Origin of the sequence: Porphyrobacter sp. AAP60 (assembly GCF_001296025.1) — a bacterium.
Classification (GTDB): domain Bacteria; phylum Pseudomonadota; class Alphaproteobacteria; order Sphingomonadales; family Sphingomonadaceae; genus Erythrobacter.
On the sequence record NZ_LJHV01000002.1, the window covers coordinates 637,712 to 659,605 of the forward strand.

Sequence of the window (21,894 nt, forward strand, 5' to 3'; positions counted from 1 at the left end):
TACGAAGCGCGCTCCTAAAGCAAAACGAAGGTGATAGCGGCGACCAGCCCGAGCAGCATGATCAACGCGTAGGTGTAGACGTAGCCGGACTGGATCGACTTGGCGGCAACAGAGCCGCGCTCGACAGCCCAGGCGATGCCATTGGGGCCGAAGCGATCAATGATGCCGACATCGCCGATCTTCCAGAACTGCCGTCCCAGCCAAAAGGCCGGCTTCACGAAGATCGCGTCATAGAGCTCGTCGAAATACCACTTGCGATAGACAAAATTGTGCAGCGCCGGGAAGGTCGCGACGAACCTGCCGGGAATATCGGGCTTGGCGATGTAGGCCACGTAAGCACCCGCAAAGCCGAGCAGCATCACGATCAGCGCTGAATACTTTACCCAATAGGGCACCGCATGCATCGCGTGAATGAGGTTCTCGTTGTAAAATATCGAGCCGCCCCAAAAGGCCGCGCTGTCAAGGAAAGCGGGAGCGAAGACCTGCCCTGCGGCAATGGCACCAATCGTCAGCACGCCGAGCGGAACCAGCATCGACACCGGGCTTTCATGCGGGTGGTAACCGCCAGTGGTATCCTCGCCCGCATCGGCCGGGGTCTTGTGGACCGAATGCTGGATATGCTCGCTTTCGATCCAGCGCGGCTTGCCCCAGAAGGTCAGGAACATCAGGCGCCACGAATAGAAGCTGGTCAGCAGCGCCGCGCCCACGCCCAGCCAGAAGGCGGTCGTGGAAATCGCCGTGCCGCGCGCAAAGGCTACTTCGAGCACGGCATCCTTCGACCAGAACCCGGCAAAGCCAACGCCGAGGTGATAGACCCCCAGCCCGGTGATCGCCAGCGTCCCCGCCAGCATCGCATAGAAAGTGAACGGGATCGCCTTACGCAGGCCGCCGTAATAGCGCATGTCCTGTTCGTGGTGCATCGCATGGATCACGCTGCCTGCGCCCAGGAACAGCAGCGCCTTGAAGAAGGCGTGAGTGAACAGGTGGAACATCGCCACCCCGTAAGCGCCCACCCCTGCGGCAAAGAACATGTAGCCCAGCTGCGAGCAGGTCGAATAGGCGATCACCCGTTTGATGTCCCACTGAGTCGTGCCGATGGTCGCAGCAAAGAAGCAGGTCGCGGCTCCGATCACGGTGACTATCATCAGCGCGGTCGGCGCGGTTTCGAACATCGGTGAGAGACGGCACAACATGAACACGCCTGCCGTCACCATGGTCGCCGCGTGGATCAACGCGGACACAGGCGTCGGCCCCTCCATCGCATCGGGCAGCCATGTGTGCAGGCCAAGCTGTGCCGACTTGCCCATCGCTCCGATGAACAAGAGGATGCACAGGATATCCATAGTGTAGAGCCGCATACCGACGAAGGTGATCGTCGATCCGCTCATGCCCGGAGCCGCCGCCAGAATCTCGGGGATCGAGGTCGTCTGGAACACCAGATAGGTACCGAAGATGCCGAGCATGAAGCCCAAGTCACCCACACGGTTGACCACAAAGGCCTTGATTGCCGCAGCACCCGCACTCGGTTTTTTGAACCAGAACCCGATCAGCAGATAGGACGCAAGGCCCACGCCTTCCCATCCGAAGAACATCTGCACGAGGTTATCGGCGGTCACAAGCATCAGCATCGCGAAGGTGAACAGCGAAAGGTAAGCGAAGAAGCGCGGCTGATCCGGGTCTTCGTCCATGTACCCCCACGAATAGAGATGCACCAGCGCAGACACCGAATTGATCACGACCAACATGATCGCGGTCAGCGTATCGACCCGCAGGCTCCAATCGAAGCTCAGCGTGCCGCTTTCGACCCACTTGAGAACAGGCACGACTTCGGCGGTTTCAGTCCCGCCAAGAAAACCCAGGAAAATCGGCCAGCTCAGGCCTGCCGACAATAGCAGCGCGCCGGTTGTAATGGATTTTGCTGCCAGATTGCCCAGCATCCGGTTGCCCAGCCCTGCAATCAGGGCAGCCAGCAACGGCCCGAAAACGATGATAAGGATTTGCGTAGCCACCGGCGCTTACCCCTTCATCCGGTTGATATCGTCAACCGCGATCGAGCCGTGGGTGCGGAAATAGATCACCAGGATCGCTAGGCCGATAGCTGCTTCAGCCGCAGCCACGGTCAGCACCAGCATCGCAAACACTTGCCCGACCAAGTCCTGCATGAAGGCACTGAAGGCCACAAGGTTGATGTTGACCGCCAGCAAAATCAGCTCGACCGCCATGAGAATGACGATGACGTTCTTGCGGTTGAGGAAAATCCCCAGCACGCCAAGCACGAACAGGATCGCGCCGACGGTCAGGTAATGTTCGATGCCGATCATAGGTCGATCCCCTGCCCGATCTCCGGGTTCTTCATCACGGTTGCATCTTCGGGCCGGCGGCGGATCTGCTTGCCGACGTCCTGCCGCGCACGCGCGCCCGGCTTTGGCGGCTGGAAGGTCAGCACAATTGCACCGATCATCGCCACCAACAGGATGATCCCTGCAATTTCGAACAGCAGGATATACTTGCCATAGAGCAGCGCACCGAGTGCCTCGATGTTGCTCGTCTCAGCCGTCTGCATCGCACTGCCATCGGGTGAGCCGAGTGTAATTCCGCCCGCGTTGTAGGCGCCAACCGCCAGCAGCAGTTCGGCCAACAGAATACCCGCAATCACGAGCCCCAGCGGCGCATTGCGGCTGAAACCGGCGCGCATTGCGGCAAAGTCGATATCGAGCATCATTACCACGAACAGGAACAGCACCGCGACCGCACCGACATAGACGATCACCAGCAGCATCGCGATGAACTCCGCGCCCACCAGTACCATCAGGCCTGCGGCGTTGAAGAACGTCATGATCAACCACAGCACTGAATGCACAGGGTTGCGCGCCATGATGACCATCACAGCGCTGGCGACGACGATTGTCGCGAAGAAATAAAAGGCGATGGCCTGTATCATGATGTTACTCCGCCGATCCGCCGCCCCGAACAGTGTCGGAGCTCAGAAAGCGGCAATGTGATCCCTAGTCCAAGATTGGCCCCGGCATCGCGCCGTGACCGTGAATGCAATTGACCCCGTTTCCCTCGTCCGGCGCGCCCTAGCGGTAGGGTGCGTCGGCTTCAAGGTTGGCAGCGATAGCCCGTTCCCATTTGTCACCATTGCTGAGCAGCTTGGCCTTGTCATAAAGCAGCTCCTCGCGGGTTTCGGTGGCGTATTCGAAATTCGGCCCTTCGACGATGGCATCAACCGGGCAGGCTTCCTGACAGAAACCGCAATAGATGCACTTCGTCATGTCGATGTCGTAGCGGGTGGTGCGGCGGCTGCCGTCCTCGCGCGGTTCGCTCTCGATGGTGATCGCCTGCGCGGGGCACACGGCCTCGCACAGTTTGCACGCGATGCAGCGCTCCTCGCCATTGGGATAGCGCCGCAAAGCATGCTCGCCGCGGAAGCGGGGGCTGAGCGGAGCCTTCTCGAAAGGGTAGTTGATCGTCACCTTGGGCTTGAAGAAATACTTCAGCGTCAAGGCGTGCGCCTTTAGGAATTCCCAGAGGGTGAAGCTCTTGATGAGGTGAGTGACGGTGGTCATGAGGCTGGTGCCTCCTCGCGCTTGGTCACGGTGCAGTTTCCAGTAATGGTTTGCGGCTCGCCCGTTTTGGGTTTGCCAGTGATACCGATGGCGCTCGTCGCTGCCTCGGCAACATAATCAGTGATTTCGAGCTCGACATCGAATTCAGGAGATGTGAGCTTGATGTAAAGACTTTCGGGCAGGCTATCGAAAACCTGACGCACCCGCATTTGCGGTGCGATAACCTCGCCGTCGCCAGTTACACTGTACAGCGTGAGGACATTGCCCTGATATTCGGCTGTAACTTCTTCGGCTGGGGCGAACACCTCGATCGACGCCGTATCGGCACGGCATTCGAACATCAGCCCGCCCATGGCGGCAGTCAAAGCCAACAACGCGCTCATCCGAAATGCCCCGTCGCCATCAGATAGCCGCTGGTCACCGCGACAAACACAAGGCTCATCGGCAGGAACACCTTCCACCCGAGGCGCATCAACTGATCGTAGCGGTAGCGCGGCACGGTCGCCCAGATCCAGCTGAACATGAAGAAGAACATGAAAGTCTTGAGCAGGAACCAGATGATCCCAGGCACCATGTAAAGCGGCGCCCAGTCGATCGGCGGCAGCCATCCGCCCCAGAACAGCAGCGTGTTGAGCGAACACATAAGCAAAATGTTCGCATATTCGCCAAGCCAGAACAGCGCGAAGCTCATCGAGGAATATTCGGTCTGGTAACCTGCGACGAGCTCGCTCTCCGCCTCGGTCAGGTCGAACGGCGCGCGCGCGGTTTCTGCCAGCGCCGAGATGAAGAACACCACCCACATCGGAAACAGCAACGGATGCACGACATAGGCGTTTATGAAGCCGAGGCCGAAGCCCTGCTGCGCGTTGACGATCCCACTCATATTGAAGGTGCCGGCAAACAGCACCACGCACACCAGCACAAAGCCGATCGAGACTTCGTAGGAGATCATCTGCGCAGAGGCGCGCATCGCCGAGAAGAACGGGTACTTCGAGTTTGACGCCCATCCGCTCATCACCACACCGTAAACCCCCATCGAGGAGATCGCGAGGATGTAGAGCAGGCCCACGTTGATGTCGGCCAGCACCATGCCTGCATCGAACGGGATAACCGCCCACGCGGCCAGCGCCACGGTGAAGGTGATGATCGGCGCGAGCAGGAAGATGCCCTTGTTCGCGGCGCTCGGGATGATAGTTTCCTGCAGGAACACCTTCAGACCATCCGCGAATGATTGCAGCAGGCCAAACGGTCCGACCACGTTCGGCCCGCGCCGCATCATGATCGCGCCCAGCACCTTGCGGTCGACATAGATGACCATGGCAACGCTGAACATTACGAGCAGCGAGATCACGATGATCCCGGTCAGCGTTGCAACGGTCCAGGCCCATTCGTAAGGGAGGCCGAGAGATTGGAAGAAGGCGGTCACTGCCGGGTCTCCAGGAACCTGCGGAAATAGGTCAAGGCTGCGGCAGCCATGAGCAAGAAGCTGCCGTGGAACGCCTGAGTCGTGAAGTTCTGCCCATTGGCAAGGGCATTAAGCAGAACAAGCACGAACACTCCGATGAGGATCGCCGGGGTCAGATCGACCACCCTGTCGACAAGACGGTTCATTCCGCTGCCTCCTTCACCTCGGCCCCGTGCAGAAGTTCATCTGAACAGCGCTGCATCACGTCGCTTGCGCGGGCAATGGGGTTTGTGAGGTAGAAGTCCTTGACCGGGTAGCCCGTGACTTCGCCTTCGGCCTTGGCGCCACTGCTCGCCTTGGGCAGCGCGCCGTAATCTGCGAGGCCTTCTTCGCCCAGTGCTGGCACGGCAGCGATCATTCTGGCTTGAAGCTGGTCAAAGCTATCGAAGCCGACAGTGACACCCAGCGCATCGGCGAGAGCACGCATAATCGTCCAGTCTTCTCGCGCGTCGCCGGGAGCAAACACGGCTTTTTCTGCGAACTGCACTCGGCCTTCCGCGTTCACGTAAGTCCCGTCCTTCTCGGCATAGGATGCGCCCGGCAGAATAATATCCGCGTGATGCGCGCCCTTGTCGCCGTGATGGCCGATATAGACCTTGAGGCTGCCAGCATAGGGCGCGTAGTCCATCTCATCCGCACCGAGGCTGAGCAGCACTTTCGGCGAAGCAGCGGCGATGTCGCCCATCCCGCCCGGAAGCGCGAAGCCGAGCATCAGCGACGCCATCCGTGCAGCCGAAATGTGCAGCACGTTGAACCCGTTCCAGTCCTCACGAACCAGATTGAACTTGTCGACCAGCTTGAGCGCCGCCGGAAGCGCGCCCTTGGCCAGCGCCGCCGCGCCGAGGATCACTGCCGGACGCTGTGCCGACTTCATGACGTCACCCAATTCCTTGGGCACGCGGTTGAGGATCTTCAGATCGGAGCCGAGGAAGGTCGCCGGATAGGTCGGATCCCATTCGGGGCCGATGATGTAGACTTTGGCCCCCGCCTTCACCGCCTTGCGCAGGCGGACGTTGAGCAGCGCGGCTTCCCAACGGACATTGCTGCCGATGATCAGGATCGCGTCAGCCGTCTCGATCCCGGCAAAGGTCGAGTTGAAGTTCACCGCTGCCAGGTTCGACACGTCATAGGTCATGCCGGTCTGGCGCGCTTCGGTGAGCTGCGAACCGCAGGCATTGACCAGCGCCTTGGCGGCAAACATCGTCTCGGCATCTAGCAGGTCGCCCGCCACTGCCGCAATGCTGGCCTTGTCGCCTTCCAAAGCGCCAGAGATCATGCCGAAAGCTTCGGCCCAGTCGGCAGGCTGCAACCGGCCATCGCGACGCACCCACACGCGGTCGAGCCGGCGCTTGGTCAGCCCGTCGACCTGATAGCGGCCCTTGTCCGACAGCCACTCTTCGTTGACGTCGTCATTGATGCGCGGCAGCGCGCGCATGACTTCGCGGCCCTTGGAATGGAGCGTGATGTTCGCCCCCACTGCATCCGACACGTCAATGCTGAGCGTCTTCTTCAGCTCCCACGGCCGCGCTTCGAAGGCATAGGGCCGCGAGGTCAGCGCACCGACCGGGCACAGGTCGATCACATTGGCGCTAAGCTCATGCGCAGCCGCCTGCTCAAGGTAGGTTGTTATCTGCATGTCCTCGCCGCGGAACAGCGCGCCGATTTCGTCCACGCCCGCGATCTCTTCCGAGAACCGTACGCAGCGGGTGCAGTGGATGCAGCGGGTCATGATCGTCTTGATCAGCGGGCCCATGTATTTCTCGGTCACCGCGCGCTTGTTCTCGTGATAGCGCGAGCCGCCGCGGCCATAGGCGACGGCCTGATCCTGCAGATCGCACTCGCCGCCCTGATCGCAAATCGGGCAATCGAGCGGGTGGTTGATGAGCAGGAACTCCATCACCCCTTCACGAGCCTTCTTGACCATGGGGCTGTCGGTACGGATTTCCTGACCGTCAGCCGCCGGCAGCGCACAGGAGGCCTGCGGCTTGGGCGGCCCGGGCTTCACCTCGACCAGACACATGCGGCAATTGCCCGCGATGCTGAGCCGTTCGTGATAGCAAAAGCGCGGGATTTCCTTCCCCGCCAGCTCGCACGCCTGAAGCACAGTCGCGCCCGCCGGGACTTCGATCTCCTGACCGTCTACGGTGACTTTAGGCATTACTTCACCTCTACGCCGGCTTGGGCATACAGCCGCGCGACATCATCAGGCAGTGGTGCGCGGGCAAACTTACTGACATTCGACCTTCCCGGATTGCCCCATGGCGTCCTTCCAAGCATGTGCCCAACGGGCGCAAGTGCCAACCTAAGCAACTGGCCAGAAACTTCCTTTCCGTCGCGCTGGGCCACCGCAAGCGACAGCATCGCACGGTGAACGACCAGGTGAGGAAGGAGCGCCGGTTGCGAAATCACATGAGCCCGCTGCAAGGCGTTCCAGGCGGCGTCGATATCACCTGCCGCACGCGACGCTGCCGCTCGCGACAAAGCGTTCGTGATCTCGTTCTGCATTTCAGACGTCAGCTTCACTCGGCCGCCTCCGCAAACTGGGCGTTGTGCTCATGAATGCGCCGCTCAAGCTCAGGCCGGAAGTGGCGGATGAGGCCCTGGATCGGCCATGCCGCTGCATCGCCCAGCGCGCAGATGGTGTGGCCTTCGACCTGCTTGGTCACTTCGTGCAGCATATCGATTTCCTCGATCGCCGCATCGCCGGTCCGTAGGCGCTCCATCATGCGCCACATCCAGCCCGTGCCTTCGCGGCAGGGGGTGCACTGGCCGCATGACTCGTGCTTGTAGAAATAGCTGAGGCGGCTGATCGCGCGGACGATGTCGGTCGACTTGTCCATCACGATCACGGCAGCCGTGCCGAGGCCCGAGCCCAGTTCCTTCAGCCCATCGAAGTCCATCGGCGCGTTGCGGATCTGCGCGGCAGGGACCAGCGGCACGGATGATCCGCCGGGGATCACCGCCAGCAGATTGTCCCAACCGCCGCGAATGCCGCCGCAGTGCTTTTCGATCAGCTCTTCAAAGCTGATGCTCATCGCTTCCTCGACGACACAGGGCTTTTCCACGTGTCCGCTGATCTGGAACAGCTTGGTGCCCTTGTTGTTCTCGCGCCCGAAGGAGCTGAACCACGAGGCCCCGCGCCGCAGGATCGTCGGCGCGACGGCAATGCTTTCCACGTTGTTCACGGTGGTCGGGCAGCCATAGAGGCCCGCGCCCGCCGGGAACGGAGGCTTCAGACGCGGCTGGCCCTTCTTGCCTTCAAGGCTTTCGATCATCGCGGTTTCTTCGCCGCAGATGTAAGCGCCCGCGCCGCGGTGCATGAAGACGTCGAAATCATAGCCCGAACCGCAGGCGTTCTTGCCGATCAACCCGGCTTCGTAAGCCTGATGGATCGCGGCCTGAAGCACCTCGGCCTCGCGGATATATTCGCCGCGCACATAGATGTAAGCTGCCCGCGCACGCATCGCGAAGCCGGCAACCAGTGCGCCTTCGACCAGTTTGTGCGGATCGTGACGCAGAATCTCGCGGTCCTTGCAGGAACCGGGCTCGGACTCGTCGGCGTTGATGACGAGGAAGCTGGGCCGCCCATCGCGCGATTCCTTGGGCATGAAGGACCACTTGAGCCCCGTGGGAAAGCCCGCCCCGCCGCGTCCGCGCAGGCCGCTGGCCTTCATTTCTTCGATGATCGTATCCGGCCCGCGTGCAAGCAGCGCCTTGGTGTCGTCCCAATCGCCACGCGCCTGCGCTGCCTTCAGGCCCCAATCCTGAAAGCCGTAAACGTTGGTAAAGATGCGATCCTTATCGCCAAGCATCACTGCTTTCCTTGCTGTTTGGCACGCTTGAGGCGCACCAGCGAAATAACCTGAAACATCAGGCCCAACCCCATCAGGATCACGCCCATGTTGATCTGCCCGGTCGCACTCAACACCGCACCAATCGCAAAACCTGTCAGACCGAGTGCGACGAAGGCGAGCGTCACCGGGTTCATCCAATCGCTCCCGATTGCCACAGGCCTGCTAACACCGCGATGATGAGCAGGATAACCCCCACGCGCACCAGACCCATCAGCACCTTGTAGGCGATGAAGGCCAGCAGCAGCGCGCCGAGGATGGAGACGACTTCGGTCACCATTCACCCCGGTAATCGTGGTTCTCGCTGACCATCTCTTTCAAGGTGGTCGGCCCGCCCGAAGGCTCCGACGTATGACGCCCCGGCTCCTGCGTGCCAGCCTTGGGGGTCTCGCCCGCCACCAGCGCATCAAGCACTGCATCGAGGCGTTCCGGCGTCAGGTCTTCGTAATTGTCATCGTTGATCTGGACCATCGGCGCGGTGGCGCAATTGCCCATGCATTCGACTTCGGTCAGGGTCCACAGGCCATCGGCGGAGACTTCACCCTTGGCCATCCCGCGCTTTTTGCAGGCGGCGATGATGTCGTCGCTGCCGCGCAACATGCAGGGCGTGGTGCCGCACACCTGCACGTGGAATTTGCCCACCGGCTTGAGGTTATACATGAAGTAGAAGCTGGCGACTTCAAGCACGCGGATCACCGGCATCCCGAGATATTGCGCCACATACTCGATCACCGGCAGCGGCAACCACCCCTGCGTATCGGTCTCCGCACCGACCTGCCGCTGGGCGAGATCGAGCAGCGGCATCACCGCCGAACGTTGCCGCCCTTCGGGATATTTGGCGATGTGCCAGTCGGCGGTTTTCTGGTTCTCCGACGTCCACGCGAACGCGCTCCAACGGGCGCGCAATTCAGGGGTGTCGGGTGCGGGGGTACGGTCAGCCATTATCTGTCACATTCACCAAAAACGACATCAATCGCGCCCAGAATGGCGGTCGCGTCGGGCAGCATGTGGCCCTTGGACATGAAGTCCATCGCCTGGAGGTGAGAGAAGGCCGTGGGGCGGATCTTGCAGCGGTAGGGCTTGTTGGTGCCGTCGCTGACGAGGTAGACGCCGAATTCGCCCTTGGGGCTTTCGGTCGCCACATAAACCTCACCCGCGGGCACGTGGAAGCCTTCGGTATAAAGCTTGAAGTGGTGGATCAGGCTTTCCATCGACTGCTTCATTTCGCCGCGCTTGGGCGGCGAAACCTTGCCGTCGGTTGAGGCAATCGGCCCCTGCGGCATGTCGCGCAGACACTGGCGGATGATCTTCGCGCTTTCATAAACTTCCTTCACGCGCACCATGAAGCGGTCATAGCAGTCCGAATTGGTGCCGACCGGGATGTCGAATTCCATGCGGTCATAGACGTCGTAAGGCTGGCTCTTGCGCAGATCCCACGGGATGCCCGCCGCGCGGATCATCGGGCCGGAGAAACCCCATGCCACCGCATCATCGCGGCTGACCACGGCGATATCGACGTTGCGCTGCTTGAAGATGCGGTTGTCCATCACGAGGCTCATCGCGTCTTCGAACAGCTGGAAGAAGCGATTGTCGAGCCAATCGCCGATATCAACCAGCAACTTTTCCGGCACGTCCTGATGGACGCCGCCGGGACGGAAATATGCGCTGTGCATCCGCGCGCCGCTCGCCCGCTCGAAGAAGTTGAGGCAATCCTCGCGCAGATCCATGATCCACAGGTTCGGCGTAAACGCGCCGACATCGAGGATGTGCGCGCCCATGTTGAGCATGTGGTTGCAGATGCGGGTAAGCTCGGCGAACAGCACACGCAGATATTGCGCGCGGATCGGCACTTCGAGGTTCAGCAGCTTTTCGATGGCAAGCACATAGGAATGCTCCTGCGCCAGCGGAGAGCAGTAATCGAGCCGGTCGAAGTATGGCAGTGCCTGCAGATAGGTCTTGTGCTCGATCAGCTTTTCGGTGCCACGATGCAGCAGACCAATATGCGGATCGATCCGCTCGATCACTTCGCCGTCCAGTTCCATCACCATGCGCAACACGCCGTGCGCAGCAGGGTGCTGGGGACCGAAATTGATCGTGTAGTTGGAGATCACCTCTCCATCGGTGGTGGGCGATTCTTCGAGTTGCATGCTCATCGGCCGCCCTCCTTCGAGGTCGCATCGGGCGCAGGCGGTGCGTCCTTGCCGCTGCTCTTCTGATCCGGGGAGCCGGGCGAGACGGGCTTGCTCGCGGCCTCGTTGGCCTTCGCACCAGCACCGGTATCGGATGGCTTCTCGGTTACCTTGGGATCAGCAACGGACGGGGTGCCACGTGATTTTTCATCACCCGGCAGATCGTAATCCGCGCCCTCCCAAGGGCTGAGGAAATCGAAGCTGCGCATTTCCTGCGCGAGTTCGACCGGCTCGTATACCACCCGCTTTTCCTCCTCGGAATAGCGCAGCTCGGTGTAGCCTGTCAGCGGGAAGTCCTTGCGGAACGGGTGCCCTTCGAAGCCGTAATCGGTGAGGATACGGCGCAGATCGGGGTTGCCCGCGAAGGTCACTCCAAACATGTCGAACACCTCCCGTTCCAGCCAGCCCGCATTGGGCCACAGCGTGGTGACGGTCGGCACAGGCGTGTCTTCGCTGGCAGAGCACTTCACCATGATGCGGTGGTTCTTCGTCAGGCTCTGGAGCATATAAACTATCTCGAACCGCTCGGGCCGAGAGGGGTAATCGGCGCCAGCGATTTCCATCAGCTGCTGATAGGCATGATCATCACGTAGCGTTTCGAGCACGCGTGCCATCGAATCCCGCTGAACGCGGAAAATCACTTCGCCATGCGTTTCGGCAGCGCCGATCAGCCACACGCTGATGCTTTCGCTGATCGCGTCAATCACGCCCTCGTTGGACGCGAACTTCGGGGCGGAATGGAGTACAGCCACAGCCCTTACCTTTCGATGGTGCCCACGCGGCGGATTTTCCGCTGCAACTGCATGACGCCGTAAAGCAACGCCTCCGCAGTCGGAGGGCAACCGGGGACGTAGATGTCGACCGGCACGATCCGGTCACAGCCCCGCACCACCGAATAGGAATAGTGGTAATAACCGCCGCCATTCGCGCAGCTGCCCATGCTGATCACATATTTGGGATCCGACATCTGGTCATAGACCTTGCGCAGCGCCGGAGCCATCTTGTTGCACAGAGTACCAGCGACGATCATCACGTCAGATTGGCGCGGGGACGCGCGCGGGGCAGCGCCGAAACGCTCCATATCATAACGCGGCATGTTCACGTGGATCATCTCGACCGCGCAGCACGCGAGGCCGAAAGTCATCCACCATAGCGATCCTGTGCGCGCCCACTGGAACAGATCCTCTGTCGACGTGACGAGGAAGCCCTTGTCATTCACTTCGGTCTGAAGAGCGGTGAAATAGCTCGCATCGGGCTGGCGCACTTCGCCGCCCTTGGCGGTGGTGAGCGCGGAAATATCGGGCAAACCTTGGGGAGGAGTAACGATGGTGTTCATTCCCAGTCCAACGCTCCTTTCTTCCATTCATAAGCAAGACCGACAGCGAGGATGAACAGGAAGACCATCATGCCGCCCCATCCGATCCAGCCCGTTTCGCCAAGGCTGACAGCCCAGGGAAACAGAAACGCGGCTTCAAGATCAAACACGATAAAGCTGATCGCCACGAGGTAAAACCGGACATCGAACTGGCTGCGCGCATCTTCGAACGCCGGAAAGCCGCACTCGTATTCCGAAAGCTTTTCAGCATCGGGGTTGTGCGTGCCGGTAAGGCGCGACACCGCCATCGGCGCAAATACGAACAGCGTCGAAAGCCCGAAGGCAACGAGCACGAATAACAGTATCGGCAGATACTGGCTGAGGTCGATCACGACGTTGTCCAAGCTATTAATCCCGCTCGTGCCCCTAAGCCTGTCGGACGCAGGGTGCAAGCCTGCGACTCGGTCAAAAGTCCCTAGTGGTGTTGCAGGAAATCGAACATACGTTGCGGCGGGCCGCCCACTTGGCGCGGCCGCGCCCGCTTATTTCATCATGTTGGACGCAGCTTTTTCAGTCGCCTTGCCATAGGGCGGTTTCAACCCACCCAGCTTGGCAATGTCGATCTTAGGCTGGTGATAAACGGCGCGGGCATGGCTGAATTCGCGAAAGCCTTCGACCGCATGGTAGCTTCCCATTCCTGACGGGCCGACCCCGCCGAATGGCAGGTCTTCCATCGAAACGTGGAACACCACATCATTGGTGGTGACGCCGCCGGAAATCGTCCGGGTCAGCACACGCTCCTGCTCTCCCTTGTCTTCGCCGAAGTAATAAAGGCCGAGCGGGCGATCATGCTCATTGATATAATCCACAGCCTGATCGACCGATTTGTACGTCATGACCGGAAGAACCGGGCCAAAAATCTCTTCCTGCATTGCTGCCATGTCATCCGTGACATTGCGCAGGATCGTGAGCGGCATCTTGCGCTGGTTGGCGTTGCCGAAATCTTCGCCTGCCGGATTGACCTCGATCACCTCGGCACCCTTGTCGCGGGCATCGGTGACCAGACCTTGCAGCCGCTCGAAATGGCGATCCGATACGATCGAGGCGTAATCGTCATTGTCGAGCAGGCGCGGATACATCGCGCTGGCCGCGCCGACTACACCGGCAACGGCCTCGTCCTGCTTGTCTTCGGGAACTATAAGATAATCCGGCGCGAGGCATATCTGCCCGGCGTTGAGCATCTTGCCGATTGCTATCCGTTCCCCCGCCTTGGCGAAATCGGCGCTGCGGCCCATGATCACAGGCGACTTTCCACCCAGTTCAAGCGTTACCGGAACAAGATTGGCAGCGGCGGCCTGCATGACGCGGCGTCCGGTCGCGGTCGATCCGGTGAAGACCAGATGATCGAACGGGAGCGAGGAAAACGCTGCGGCCACTTCAGGGCTGCCAGTAACCACCGCGACTTCTTCGGGCGCGAAATATTCCGCTGTCAATTGCGCCATCAACTCGCTGGTGCGCTCGGTGAATTCGCTGGGCTTGATCATCGCCCGGTTGCCCGCGGCCAGCACCTGCATCAGCGGACCAAAGGCGAGTTGCACCGGGAAATTCCACGGGCTGAGAATACCGATCACGCCCTTGGGTTCATACCGCACCTCGGCCTTCGCACCGAGCAGGCCGAGCGGGAATTGCACCTTGCGCTTGTCCGCCTTGGCCCAGCTGTCGATGTGCTTCAGGGCATGATTGCCCGCCCCCACTGTGGCGGCGATATCCGTCAGCATCGACTGCGCATGGGAACGGCTGCCGAAATCTGCGCTCATCGCCTTGGCAAATTCATCACCATGATCTTTCACCAGCGCGATGGCGCGGCGAATGCGGTCCTTGCGCTGTGACAAGGGTTCGGGGCGCGAGGCGGTGAAGGCGGCGCGTTGGCGCGCAAGCAGGGCTTCGAGTTCTTCGCGGCGATCATCGGCCATGTCATTCTCCCGTGAGACATAGATGCGTTTTGATTTGCCATTCGTCTTCGCGCAAAGCCGCACGGCTGACAAGCTTGTTGCCCTGTCCTGCGCGCAATTGCCAATGCCGCATCGCAGCATTAGAGCCTGCCGCAGACATTCTGCCCCGATGGAAGGAACCCCACCATGAGCCAGCTCTCCCCCGCCGATCCGATCGTGATCCTGTCCTACGCCCGCACGCCGATGGGTGCGATGCAGGGCGCATTGGCCGATGCCAGCGCAACCGATCTGGGCGCGGTCGCCGTGAAGGCCGCAGTGGAGCGCTCTGGCGTTGCGGGTGCGGATGTTGATCGTGCCTACATCGGCTGTGTGCTTCCCGCCGGACTTGGTCAGGCCCCGGCGCGTCAGGCTGCGATCAAGGCGGGGCTGCCGCTCAGCGTGCAGGCGACCACCGTCAACAAGGTGTGCGGCTCCGGCATGCAGACCGTGATCATGGGTGCCGAGGCGCTTGCCAGCGGCACGATTGATGTTGTCGTTGCTGGTGGAATGGAGAGCATGACCAATGCCCCCTACCTGCTCAAGAAGCACCGTTCGGGCGCGCGGATGGGTCATGACACCGCCTATGACCACATGTTCCTCGACGGCTTGGAGGATGCCTACGAGGCAGGCCGGGCCATGGGCACCTTTGCGCAGGACACAGCGAACGCTTACCAGATGACCCGCGAGGACATGGACGCCTACACCATCGAATCGCTCGCCCGCGCCAACCGCGCGATCGCCAGTGGTGCCTTTGCCAACGAGGTGGTGCCTGTGACCGTCTCGACCCGCGCTGGCGATGTGGTGGTCGAACAGGATGAAGCCCCCGGCAAGGGCCGCCCCGACAAGATCCCGCAGCTGAAGCCTGCCTTCGCCAAGGATGGCACGATTACCGCCGCCACCTCCAGCTCGATTTCGGATGGCGCCGCGGCGCTGGTGCTGACCCGTGCGAGTGTGGCCGCCCACAAAGGCCTCTCCCCCGTAGCCCGGATTGTCGCCACCGCCGCTCATGCCCAGGCACCTTCAGAGTTCACTACCGCGCCGATCCCGGCAATCCAGAAGGTGCTCGACCGTGCAGGCTGGAGCGTCGACGATGTCGATCTTTTCGAAGTCAATGAAGCCTTCGCCTGCGTGGCGATGTTCGCGATGCGCGATCTCGGCATTCCGCACGACAAGATCAACGTCAACGGCGGCGGCACTGCGCTTGGCCACCCGATTGGCGCCAGCGGCGCTCGAATCATCGTCACCCTGCTCGGCGCGCTGAAGGCGCAGGGCAAGACAAAGGGTGTGGCCTCGCTTTGCATCGGCGGCGGAGAGGCCACTGCGGTAGCAATCGAACTGATCTGATCAAAGTGAACGCCGGGCGGGGATCACTCGTCGCCCGGCAGCGCTTCTGTGCCCCACAGGCGGTCGCGTGCGATCCAGCCCTTGCGGCCGGCTATATCGACTTCGCACCATGCCTCGCGGCAGCGCAGCAGCGCGGCGACAACGCCCGGCTGGGCGCGCCATTTGAGCGCGGATGCCGCAGCACCTTCCGCCCGCACATCGGCCAGGCCTTCGCCTGCAACCAGCACCCACCGCGCCGGATTGAGCTGGCTTGATGCGATCCAGCCTTGCGTACCTTCGGGATCCTCCACCAACCGCCAGCCTTCGCGCACGCGCACCACCTTCACCGGCAGGCCCTTGCGCTTGTAGACCCATTCGATCGGGTATTCCTCGCTCGGACCCACGCGCATGCGCACTTCATCATAACGCAGCGAAGCCCAGTATGGCAGCGCCCGATCCTGCGCGGCGAGCGGCGCGGCGAACATTGCAGCCAACGCGATCAGCATTGCGAGAAGTTTGCGGAATTCCAACATGGCCGAAGCGATAGCGCCTCCCAGCCAGCGGATTCAAGACCTCTATGCCGGATCGCTGCTTGACCGCGCCGCCCCTCTGGCATTAGCCGATGCCCATGCCAGAAACCCGCCCCCCGCTCGAACGCCCGCGTGTGATCGTCACCCGCCATCTGATGCCCGCAGTCGAGGAGCGAATGCGCGAATTGTTCGATGTGGTGCTGAACGAAGCCGACGTGCCGCTGACCCGCGAACAACTCGCCGCCGCGATGCAGGATTGCGATGTGCTGGTGCCGACCGTGACCGACCGCATCGATAACGATCTGATCGCGGGCGCAGGCAAAAGGCTGGGCCTGATCGCCAACTTTGGCGCTGGCACCGAACACATCGATCTGGCCGCCGCCGCTGCGCGGAAAATCCTTGTTACAAACACCCCTGGCGTTTTTACCGATGACACAGCCGATCTGGCCATGGCCGGGATCATCGGTGTTCCGCGCCGTATCCGTGAAGGCACAGCGCTGGTCCGCCGGGGCGAGTGGACCGGTTGGGCACCTTCGGGCCTGCTCGGCAGGAAGCTGGCGGGCAAGGTGCTCGGGATCATCGGTATGGGCCGCATCGGCCAAGCCGTCGCCCACCGCGCTCGCGCCTTCGGGCTGGAGATTGCCTACTGGGGGCGCAAGCCTCTGCCAGAGTCGCTGGAGCGGATGCTGGGCGCGCGCTATGTTGCCGATGTCGATGCGCTGATGGCCGAGGCTGATATCCTCACTCTGCACTGCCCGCTAACCGATGACACGCGTCATCTTGTTGACGCACGCCGGATCGCGCTGATGAAACCGGGCAGCAGCATCGTGAACACCGCGCGCGGCGAGCTGATCGATCAGGAAGCGCTGATCGCAGCGCTGGAATCAGGCCACCTCGCAGGCGCGGGACTGGACGTTTACCCTGACGAACCCAACGTCGACCCGCGCCTGATCGCGCATCCCAATGTGATGACACTACCCCACATCGGCAGCGCCACAGCGGAGGGGCGCGAGGATTCGGGTCACAAGGTGATCGCCAATATCCGCATGTGGGCCGACGGGCACCGCCCGCCCGATCAGGTGCTGACTGCGCTTATCTGAGCCCTGCTTTACAGCGGCGCGGTTCGCGGCATATTGGTCGCCATGACGAGGCCTTCCATCGCCAGCGATCTGTGCACACAATGCGGATTGTGTTGCAACGGCGCGCTGTTCGATTTCGGGCCGCTAGCATCTGAAGAAGTGCCCGGTGCCCGACGCGACGGGCTTTCAGTGCTTGAAGACAATACCAAATACGGTTTCGCCTTGCCCTGCCCTGCGCTCGAAGCAGCTACCTGCCAGGTCTATTCCACTCGCCCTCAGACATGCCGTGCATTCCAATGCAAACTGCTGCGCGCAGTCGAGGCCGAGGACACTACGCTGGACGAGGCCACACATATCATCATCCAGACCCTTGCAGCCCTTGACGAGGTAAAGCAGCAGCTTCCGCCGAATTCATCACTGACCGATGCCCGCCGCTGGAGACGGGAAGAGGGGGAGGCTGGCGCGACCGCCACCCTCACCGCCTCGCCCTACCTGATGATGGCGCTGGGAATGCTTGATTTGATGCTTGACCAGCATTTCCGCAAGGCGACCGAGCGGCAGGTCATGCCGCGCGCCTGATCAATCGCCCGTCAAAATCCGCTCGACCAACTCGCCTACGCTCGGCGTGTAGCCGTTGGAGAAGAACGGATCGGTCTTGAACCGGTAGGCAGCATGGCCCGCGAAGGCGAGATTGTTGTCGGGATCGTCACCATGGGCGATGTCCTGCAAGGTTTTCTGGATGCAGAAGCTGCGCGGATCGGCGAGGCGCCCGGTCGTGTAGTCGTCGTGGTCCTTCCAGCTTGAAAACGCGCAGTGCGACAGGCAGCCCATGCAATCCTGCTGATCCTTGCGGATCGTGTCGCGCGCTTCCGGTTCCACAAAGACGATGGTACCGTCCGGCGTCTTGAGCGGTTCGGTATGACCAGCGCGCATCCACATTTCAGCCTTGGTCTTGTCTTCCGGCTTCACCCAAAAGCTGCGCGCCTTGCCGTCTTCGCCAAGCTGGACGGTGCCTTCTTCCTCGCCGCGCTTGAAGAACGGGATCTGGCGTTCCGAACGGTGCATCAGATCATAAAGGAACGGGGTCTTGACCGCGCTTGAATAGAAGCCCGTGGGCGAGAACTTGTGCAGCAGCACATCGCCCGGCTCGACTGTGCGCAGCAGGTCTTTCCAGATCTGCGGGATCGGGCTTTCCTGCGTCACTAGCGGACGCGTGCCGAACTGGAAGGCGATCTTGCCGAGTTCGGGATTGTCGATCCAGTCGTTCCATTCGCGCAGGTACCACACCCCGCCCGCCATCACGATCGGCACATCGTCGGACACACCTTCGGCCCGCATCATGTCGCGCAGCGTCTTGACGCGCGGGTACGGGTCTTCGGGCTTGGTCGGGTCTTCGGCGTTGGACAGGCCATTGTGCCCGCCCGCCAGCCAGGGGTCTTCATAGACCACCGCTGCCATCAGATGCGGCACCTTGTGATAGGATCGCTTCCACAGCGCGCGAAACGCCCGGCCCGAACTGACGATCGGCAGATAGAAGACGTCGAACCGCTCCGCGATTTCGGCGAGCTTGTACGGCATGCCCGCGCCGCAAGTGACGCCCGTCACCATGCCGCGGGTATTTTTCAGCACACCTTCTAGCACGGCCTGCGCCCCGCCCATTTCCCACAGGACATTGATGTTGATCGCGCCCTTGCCGCCCGAAAGCTCGTAAGCCTTCTTCACCTGCGTGGTCGCGCCATCAATGGCGTAGCGGATCAATTCCTGATGCCGTTCTTCGCGCGTGCGGCCGTGGTAGACCTGCGGGATCGGGTTGCCATCTTCATCGTAGCTGTCGGCGTTGACGGCACTGACTGTGCCGATACCGCCTGCTGCCGCCCATGCACCGGAGCTGGCATGATTGGTTGCCGATACGCCCTTGCCGCCTTCGACCAGCGGCCAGACTTCACGCCCGCCATAGATGATCGGGCTCAATCCCTTGAACAATGAAAACTCCCTTTCACGCCGTCCCATGGCGCGCATTCTTGCGTTGACCACATAGTGCCGAGTTACGCACGCCGCAACGATTGAGACGACGCGGCACTAGCCAGCGTTGCAGGGCCGGATGGCTGAGGGTTTGGTGCGCGCCTTGCCGCGTTCGAACCGCGCGAAATAGCCTTTGATATCAGGTCGCTCAATGTATTCCACGAGCACGTAGCCGATCGCCTCGAATTCGCAGAACAACAGATTATGCGGCAAGCCGTGGCGCCCGACTGCGGTTTCGCTTTCCACGACAATAATCTGCCCGCCAGCATTCAAAGCGGGCCACATGTTCCACAAAAAGGCATAGGGTTCAGTGACTTCATGGTACATGTGCACCATGAAAATCCGGTCGAAACTGTCGGGCGGCAGTTGCGGATTATCCGCATTTCCGGCCTTGATCGAGATGTTTTCGAGCCGCTCGCGCTCGATCCGGCGACCGAGGCGGTCCAGTGCTTCGGGATCGATGTCCTGCGCCAAAACTCGCCCGTCCTCGCCCACACGCTCGGCCAGGCGCACGGTATAATACCCCTCGCCCGCGCCGATATCGGCCACGGTCATCCCGGCGCGGATGTTTGCGAGATCCATCACGACCACGGCCTCGTTGCGCTCGTCACGGGCATCTTCATTGGAAAACTGGTTGGAGACGACCTCGACAATCGGACGGTCAGGTTCAGGAAACTCCAACGCAGTCTCGGGCCGGTCAGCAGCAACCGGCATCATCTGTTCGCAAGCGGCCAGCGCCAGCGCGGCAAAGCTCAAACCGCCCGATCCCAGAACGCGGCCCAAAACCATGCCTATTCCACGTCCTCGATTTCGACCTTCTCGCCCGTCACCCGCTGGGCAAGAGCAGCCGAAATAAACGGATCAATCGCCCCGTCCAGCACTGCATCGGGCGCCGTCGAGACCACTCCGGTGCGCAGATCCTTGACCATCTGGTACGGCTGCAAGACGTATGACCGGATCTGGTGGCCCCAACCAATCTCGCTCTTTTCCTGATATTCGCCCGAAGCCGCCGCCTCACGGGCGCGCATTTCAGCCTCGTAAAGCCGTGCCTTCAGCATGTTCATCGCGATTTCGCGGTTCTTGTGCTGGCTGCGATCCTGCTGGCTCGCGACCACAATGCCCGAAGGCTGGTGGGTAATGCGCACGGCAGAATCGGTAGTGTTGACGTGCTGGCCACCTGCGCCCGATGCGCGGTAGGTATCGATCTTGAGGTCTGCCGGATTGATGTCGATCTCGAAGGAATCGTCGATGACCGGATAGACCCACACGCTCGAAAAACTGGTGTGGCGGCGGGCGGAACTGTCATACGGACTGATCCGCACGAGCCGGTGAACGCCGCTTTCGGTCTTGGCATAGCCATAGGCACCGTCGCCCTTGATCAGTAGCGTGGCCGATTTGATGCCGGCCTGATCGCCGCTCTGATACTCGACCGTTTCAACCTTGAAACCGCGCCGTTCGGCCCAGCGGCCATACATGCGGAACAGCATTTCGGCCCAATCCTGGCTTTCGGTGCCGCCCGCCCCTGCGTGGATTTCAAGGTAGGTGTCGTTGCCATCCGCCTCGCCCGAAAGCAGCGCCTGCACCTTGTCGGCATCTGCGCGGTCGGCAAGGCGCTCCAGCGTGCGCAAGCCATCATCGACGATGCTGTCTTCGCCCTCGGCTTCGCCCATTTCGATGAACTCTACCGCGTCGGCCATTTCGGCGGCGATTTCATTGACGGTATTTATCGCGGTTTCGAGCGTCTTCTGCTCACGGCTGATCGCCTGCGCCTGCTTGGGGTTGTCCCACAGGGTCGGGTCTTGAACACGGGCGTTCAATTCGTCGAGGCGACGCAGCGCGCGGTCCCAGTCCAGCGACAGGCGCACCAGCGCCAGCGCCGCTTCAACCCGGTTGATATATGCCTGGCCTTCGGCCCGCATGGTCTATCCTTCAGTCACGCTCAAAAAGTCGGCCCCGCTTAACGTCGGCGGCGCGATTGTAAAGCACGAGCGCCCGTTCACGCCGTGCATCTTGCCTTACTTTTCGAGAGCCCGCACCGCGGCGAGTGTCTTTTCCACATGGCCGCGATAATCCGCATTGGAATGAACCGCCACGATCTTGCCATCACGGGCAATCACATAGGAGGTGCGGTTCGATAGGCCGGAACCGCCCATTGCAACATCATAGGCGGCGATGACCTTGGGGCTGGCAACGCCGACCGGAAAGGCATCGCGGCATTCTTCGCGGCTGAAGCGCTTGAGCGTTTCGATATCGTCGCCCGACATGCCGATCACGCTGGCGCCTGCTGCCTTGAACTGCGGTATTGCCTCGGCAAAGGCATTGGCTTCCAGCGTGCAGCCTTGCGTGAATGCCTTGGGGTAGAAATACAGCACAACCGGTCCCTTGGCCAAGGCGGCGGACAGCGTGAAGCCGAACTCTTTGCCTGCCAAGGCGGCGCGCGTAGCAAAGGCGGGTGCCTTTTCGCCGGCAGGCAATTCAGCAGCGGCAGGGGTCGCGGCAAAAGCAAGCGCCGTAGCGGCCAACAAGATGGTGTGTTTCATGTCAGGCAAACCCGTGATCG

26 protein-coding genes are annotated in these 21,894 nt (G+C 61.3%); 3 read left to right on the top strand and 23 right to left on the bottom strand.

Annotated features, from left to right (window positions below):
- Positions 1–14: 14 nt before the first annotated feature.
- The 18 genes from nuoL to IP79_RS03675 form a co-directional block, all read right to left on the bottom strand.
- Positions 15–2,009: an NADH-quinone oxidoreductase subunit L gene (nuoL, locus tag IP79_RS03600; protein ID WP_054117840.1), complete on the bottom strand. Its 1,995-nt coding sequence runs from the start codon at positions 2,007–2,009 to the stop codon at positions 15–17.
- A gap of 6 nt (positions 2,010–2,015) precedes the next feature.
- On the bottom strand, positions 2,016–2,321 hold the full coding sequence (gene nuoK, locus IP79_RS03605) for an NADH-quinone oxidoreductase subunit NuoK (RefSeq protein WP_054117841.1): 306 nt from the start codon (positions 2,319–2,321) through the stop codon (positions 2,016–2,018).
- On the bottom strand, positions 2,318–2,941 hold the full coding sequence (locus IP79_RS03610) for an NADH-quinone oxidoreductase subunit J (RefSeq protein ID WP_054117842.1): 624 nt from the start codon (positions 2,939–2,941) through the stop codon (positions 2,318–2,320). The genes nuoK and IP79_RS03610 overlap by 4 nt, the downstream gene beginning before the upstream one ends.
- Positions 2,942–3,080: 139 nt before the next feature.
- On the bottom strand, positions 3,081–3,569 hold the full coding sequence (nuoI, locus tag IP79_RS03615) for an NADH-quinone oxidoreductase subunit NuoI (protein ID WP_054117843.1): 489 nt from the start codon (positions 3,567–3,569) through the stop codon (positions 3,081–3,083).
- Positions 3,566–3,952, bottom strand: coding sequence for a hypothetical protein (locus IP79_RS03620; protein ID WP_054117844.1), 387 nt, complete (start codon positions 3,950–3,952; stop codon positions 3,566–3,568). Before IP79_RS03620 ends, nuoI begins: the two co-directional genes overlap by 4 nt.
- Entirely contained in the window at positions 3,949–4,995 is a 1,047-nt protein-coding gene (nuoH, locus tag IP79_RS03625) for an NADH-quinone oxidoreductase subunit NuoH (RefSeq protein ID WP_054117845.1), read from the bottom strand. Before nuoH ends, IP79_RS03620 begins: the two co-directional genes overlap by 4 nt.
- Entirely contained in the window at positions 4,992–5,180 is a 189-nt protein-coding gene (locus IP79_RS03630; RefSeq protein ID WP_054117846.1) for a hypothetical protein, read from the bottom strand. Before IP79_RS03630 ends, nuoH begins: the two co-directional genes overlap by 4 nt.
- Positions 5,177–7,192 (bottom strand): NADH-quinone oxidoreductase subunit NuoG, encoded by a 2,016-nt coding sequence (nuoG, locus tag IP79_RS03635; RefSeq protein WP_054117847.1) that lies wholly within the window; start codon positions 7,190–7,192, stop codon positions 5,177–5,179. Before nuoG ends, IP79_RS03630 begins: the two co-directional genes overlap by 4 nt.
- Positions 7,192–7,539 (bottom strand): DUF3703 domain-containing protein, encoded by a 348-nt coding sequence (locus tag IP79_RS03640; RefSeq protein WP_054118020.1) that lies wholly within the window; start codon positions 7,537–7,539, stop codon positions 7,192–7,194. Before IP79_RS03640 ends, nuoG begins: the two co-directional genes overlap by 1 nt.
- A 14-nt stretch (positions 7,540–7,553) precedes the next feature.
- Positions 7,554–8,846 carry an NADH-quinone oxidoreductase subunit NuoF gene (gene nuoF, locus IP79_RS03645; RefSeq protein ID WP_054117848.1) on the bottom strand — a complete coding sequence of 431 codons (1,293 nt, stop codon included), beginning with the start codon at positions 8,844–8,846 and terminating at the stop codon, positions 7,554–7,556.
- Complete coding sequence (locus tag IP79_RS15395) at positions 8,846–9,022, bottom strand: hypothetical protein (protein WP_156318061.1); 177 nt, start codon at positions 9,020–9,022, stop codon at positions 8,846–8,848. The genes nuoF and IP79_RS15395 overlap by 1 nt, the downstream gene beginning before the upstream one ends.
- Positions 9,019–9,165: a hypothetical protein gene (locus IP79_RS15630; RefSeq protein ID WP_197273724.1), complete on the bottom strand. Its 147-nt coding sequence runs from the start codon at positions 9,163–9,165 to the stop codon at positions 9,019–9,021. The genes IP79_RS15395 and IP79_RS15630 overlap by 4 nt, the downstream gene beginning before the upstream one ends.
- A complete protein-coding gene (nuoE, locus tag IP79_RS03650) occupies positions 9,159–9,827 on the bottom strand; it encodes an NADH-quinone oxidoreductase subunit NuoE (RefSeq protein WP_054117849.1) in 669 nt (222 codons plus the stop codon). The genes IP79_RS15630 and nuoE overlap by 7 nt, the downstream gene beginning before the upstream one ends.
- Positions 9,827–11,038: an NADH-quinone oxidoreductase subunit D gene (locus IP79_RS03655; RefSeq protein WP_054117850.1), complete on the bottom strand. Its 1,212-nt coding sequence runs from the start codon at positions 11,036–11,038 to the stop codon at positions 9,827–9,829. Before IP79_RS03655 ends, nuoE begins: the two co-directional genes overlap by 1 nt.
- Positions 11,035–11,826 (bottom strand): NADH-quinone oxidoreductase subunit C, encoded by a 792-nt coding sequence (locus IP79_RS03660; protein WP_054117851.1) that lies wholly within the window; start codon positions 11,824–11,826, stop codon positions 11,035–11,037. Before IP79_RS03660 ends, IP79_RS03655 begins: the two co-directional genes overlap by 4 nt.
- Positions 11,827–11,831: 5 nt before the next feature.
- Positions 11,832–12,410: a NuoB/complex I 20 kDa subunit family protein gene (locus IP79_RS03665; protein WP_233994066.1), complete on the bottom strand. Its 579-nt coding sequence runs from the start codon at positions 12,408–12,410 to the stop codon at positions 11,832–11,834.
- The gene (locus IP79_RS03670) at positions 12,407–12,781 is read right to left on the bottom strand and encodes an NADH-quinone oxidoreductase subunit A (protein WP_054118022.1); all 375 of its coding nucleotides are present in this window, start codon (positions 12,779–12,781) and stop codon (positions 12,407–12,409) included. The genes IP79_RS03665 and IP79_RS03670 overlap by 4 nt, the downstream gene beginning before the upstream one ends.
- A 150-nt stretch (positions 12,782–12,931) precedes the next feature.
- Positions 12,932–14,362: a coniferyl aldehyde dehydrogenase gene (locus IP79_RS03675; protein WP_054117852.1), complete on the bottom strand. Its 1,431-nt coding sequence runs from the start codon at positions 14,360–14,362 to the stop codon at positions 12,932–12,934.
- Between the two features lie 165 nt (positions 14,363–14,527).
- Here IP79_RS03675 and IP79_RS03680 point away from each other — a divergent pair, with 165 nt between their 5' ends.
- Positions 14,528–15,724: an acetyl-CoA C-acyltransferase gene (locus IP79_RS03680; RefSeq protein WP_054117853.1), complete on the top strand. Its 1,197-nt coding sequence runs from the start codon at positions 14,528–14,530 to the stop codon at positions 15,722–15,724.
- Positions 15,725–15,747: 23 nt separating this feature from the next.
- On the opposite strand, the gene IP79_RS03685 is transcribed toward IP79_RS03680, so the two are convergent.
- Positions 15,748–16,236 (bottom strand): SH3 domain-containing protein, encoded by a 489-nt coding sequence (locus IP79_RS03685; RefSeq protein WP_054117854.1) that lies wholly within the window; start codon positions 16,234–16,236, stop codon positions 15,748–15,750.
- 89 nt (positions 16,237–16,325) lie between these two features.
- Between IP79_RS03685 and IP79_RS03690 the strand changes: the two genes are divergently transcribed.
- Both IP79_RS03690 and IP79_RS03695 read left to right on the top strand, forming a co-directional pair.
- Positions 16,326–17,333, top strand: coding sequence for a 2-hydroxyacid dehydrogenase (locus IP79_RS03690; protein ID WP_054117855.1), 1,008 nt, complete (start codon positions 16,326–16,328; stop codon positions 17,331–17,333).
- A gap of 42 nt (positions 17,334–17,375) precedes the next feature.
- Positions 17,376–17,891 (top strand): YkgJ family cysteine cluster protein, encoded by a 516-nt coding sequence (locus IP79_RS03695; protein WP_082336978.1) that lies wholly within the window; start codon positions 17,376–17,378, stop codon positions 17,889–17,891.
- Here IP79_RS03695 and IP79_RS03700 read toward each other — a convergent pair whose 3' ends face one another.
- The 4 genes from IP79_RS03700 to IP79_RS03715 all read right to left on the bottom strand — a co-directional run bounded on the left by IP79_RS03700 (position 17,892) and on the right by IP79_RS03715 (position 21,874).
- A complete protein-coding gene (locus tag IP79_RS03700) occupies positions 17,892–19,322 on the bottom strand; it encodes an NAD(P)H-dependent flavin oxidoreductase (RefSeq protein WP_054117857.1) in 1,431 nt (476 codons plus the stop codon).
- 69 nt (positions 19,323–19,391) lie between these two features.
- Positions 19,392–20,123, bottom strand: coding sequence for a class I SAM-dependent methyltransferase (locus tag IP79_RS03705; RefSeq protein ID WP_054117858.1), 732 nt, complete (start codon positions 20,121–20,123; stop codon positions 19,392–19,394).
- Positions 20,124–20,125: 2 nt separating this feature from the next.
- Complete coding sequence (gene prfB, locus IP79_RS03710; protein WP_054117859.1) at positions 20,126–21,253, bottom strand: peptide chain release factor 2; 1,128 nt, start codon at positions 21,251–21,253, stop codon at positions 20,126–20,128.
- 96 nt (positions 21,254–21,349) lie between these two features.
- Positions 21,350–21,874 carry a peroxiredoxin gene (locus IP79_RS03715; RefSeq protein WP_054117860.1) on the bottom strand — a complete coding sequence of 175 codons (525 nt, stop codon included), beginning with the start codon at positions 21,872–21,874 and terminating at the stop codon, positions 21,350–21,352.
- Positions 21,875–21,894 lie beyond the last annotated feature (20 nt).

Excerpts from the sequence above, each read along its gene's own strand:
- IP79_RS03705 (WP_054117858.1), bottom strand. The coding sequence starts at position 20,123 with ATGGTTTTGGGCCGCGTTCTGGGATCGGGCGGTTTGAGCTTTGCCGCG.
- nuoE (WP_054117849.1), bottom strand. The coding sequence starts at position 9,827 with ATGGCTGACCGTACCCCCGCACCCGACACCCCTGAATTGCGCGCCCGT.
- nuoG (WP_054117847.1), bottom strand. The coding sequence starts at position 7,192 with ATGCCTAAAGTCACCGTAGACGGTCAGGAGATCGAAGTCCCGGCGGGC.
- IP79_RS03610 (WP_054117842.1), bottom strand. The coding sequence starts at position 2,941 with ATGATACAGGCCATCGCCTTTTATTTCTTCGCGACAATCGTCGTCGCC.
- IP79_RS15630 (WP_197273724.1), bottom strand. The coding sequence starts at position 9,165 with ATGGTGACCGAAGTCGTCTCCATCCTCGGCGCGCTGCTGCTGGCCTTC.
- IP79_RS03640 (WP_054118020.1), bottom strand. The coding sequence starts at position 7,539 with ATGCAGAACGAGATCACGAACGCTTTGTCGCGAGCGGCAGCGTCGCGT.
- IP79_RS03685 (WP_054117854.1), bottom strand. The coding sequence starts at position 16,236 with ATGTTGGAATTCCGCAAACTTCTCGCAATGCTGATCGCGTTGGCTGCA.
- IP79_RS03665 (WP_233994066.1), bottom strand. The coding sequence starts at position 12,410 with ATGAACACCATCGTTACTCCTCCCCAAGGTTTGCCCGATATTTCCGCG.
- nuoI (WP_054117843.1), bottom strand. The coding sequence starts at position 3,569 with ATGACCACCGTCACTCACCTCATCAAGAGCTTCACCCTCTGGGAATTC.
- nuoK (WP_054117841.1), bottom strand. The coding sequence starts at position 2,321 with ATGATCGGCATCGAACATTACCTGACCGTCGGCGCGATCCTGTTCGTG.
- nuoF (WP_054117848.1), bottom strand. The coding sequence starts at position 8,846 with ATGCTTGGCGATAAGGATCGCATCTTTACCAACGTTTACGGCTTTCAG.
- IP79_RS03630 (WP_054117846.1), bottom strand. The coding sequence starts at position 5,180 with ATGAACCGTCTTGTCGACAGGGTGGTCGATCTGACCCCGGCGATCCTC.
- IP79_RS03690 (WP_054117855.1), top strand. The coding sequence starts at position 16,326 with ATGCCCATGCCAGAAACCCGCCCCCCGCTCGAACGCCCGCGTGTGATC.
- IP79_RS03655 (WP_054117850.1), bottom strand. The coding sequence starts at position 11,038 with ATGAGCATGCAACTCGAAGAATCGCCCACCACCGATGGAGAGGTGATC.
- IP79_RS03680 (WP_054117853.1), top strand. The coding sequence starts at position 14,528 with ATGAGCCAGCTCTCCCCCGCCGATCCGATCGTGATCCTGTCCTACGCC.
- IP79_RS03700 (WP_054117857.1), bottom strand. The coding sequence starts at position 19,322 with ATGGGACGGCGTGAAAGGGAGTTTTCATTGTTCAAGGGATTGAGCCCG.
- IP79_RS03620 (WP_054117844.1), bottom strand. The coding sequence starts at position 3,952 with ATGAGCGCGTTGTTGGCTTTGACTGCCGCCATGGGCGGGCTGATGTTC.
- IP79_RS03695 (WP_082336978.1), top strand. The coding sequence starts at position 17,376 with ATGACGAGGCCTTCCATCGCCAGCGATCTGTGCACACAATGCGGATTG.
- IP79_RS03675 (WP_054117852.1), bottom strand. The coding sequence starts at position 14,362 with ATGGCCGATGATCGCCGCGAAGAACTCGAAGCCCTGCTTGCGCGCCAA.
- IP79_RS15395 (WP_156318061.1), bottom strand. The coding sequence starts at position 9,022 with ATGAACCCGGTGACGCTCGCCTTCGTCGCACTCGGTCTGACAGGTTTT.
- prfB (WP_054117859.1), bottom strand. The coding sequence starts at position 21,253 with ATGCGGGCCGAAGGCCAGGCATATATCAACCGGGTTGAAGCGGCGCTG.
- IP79_RS03715 (WP_054117860.1), bottom strand. The coding sequence starts at position 21,874 with ATGAAACACACCATCTTGTTGGCCGCTACGGCGCTTGCTTTTGCCGCG.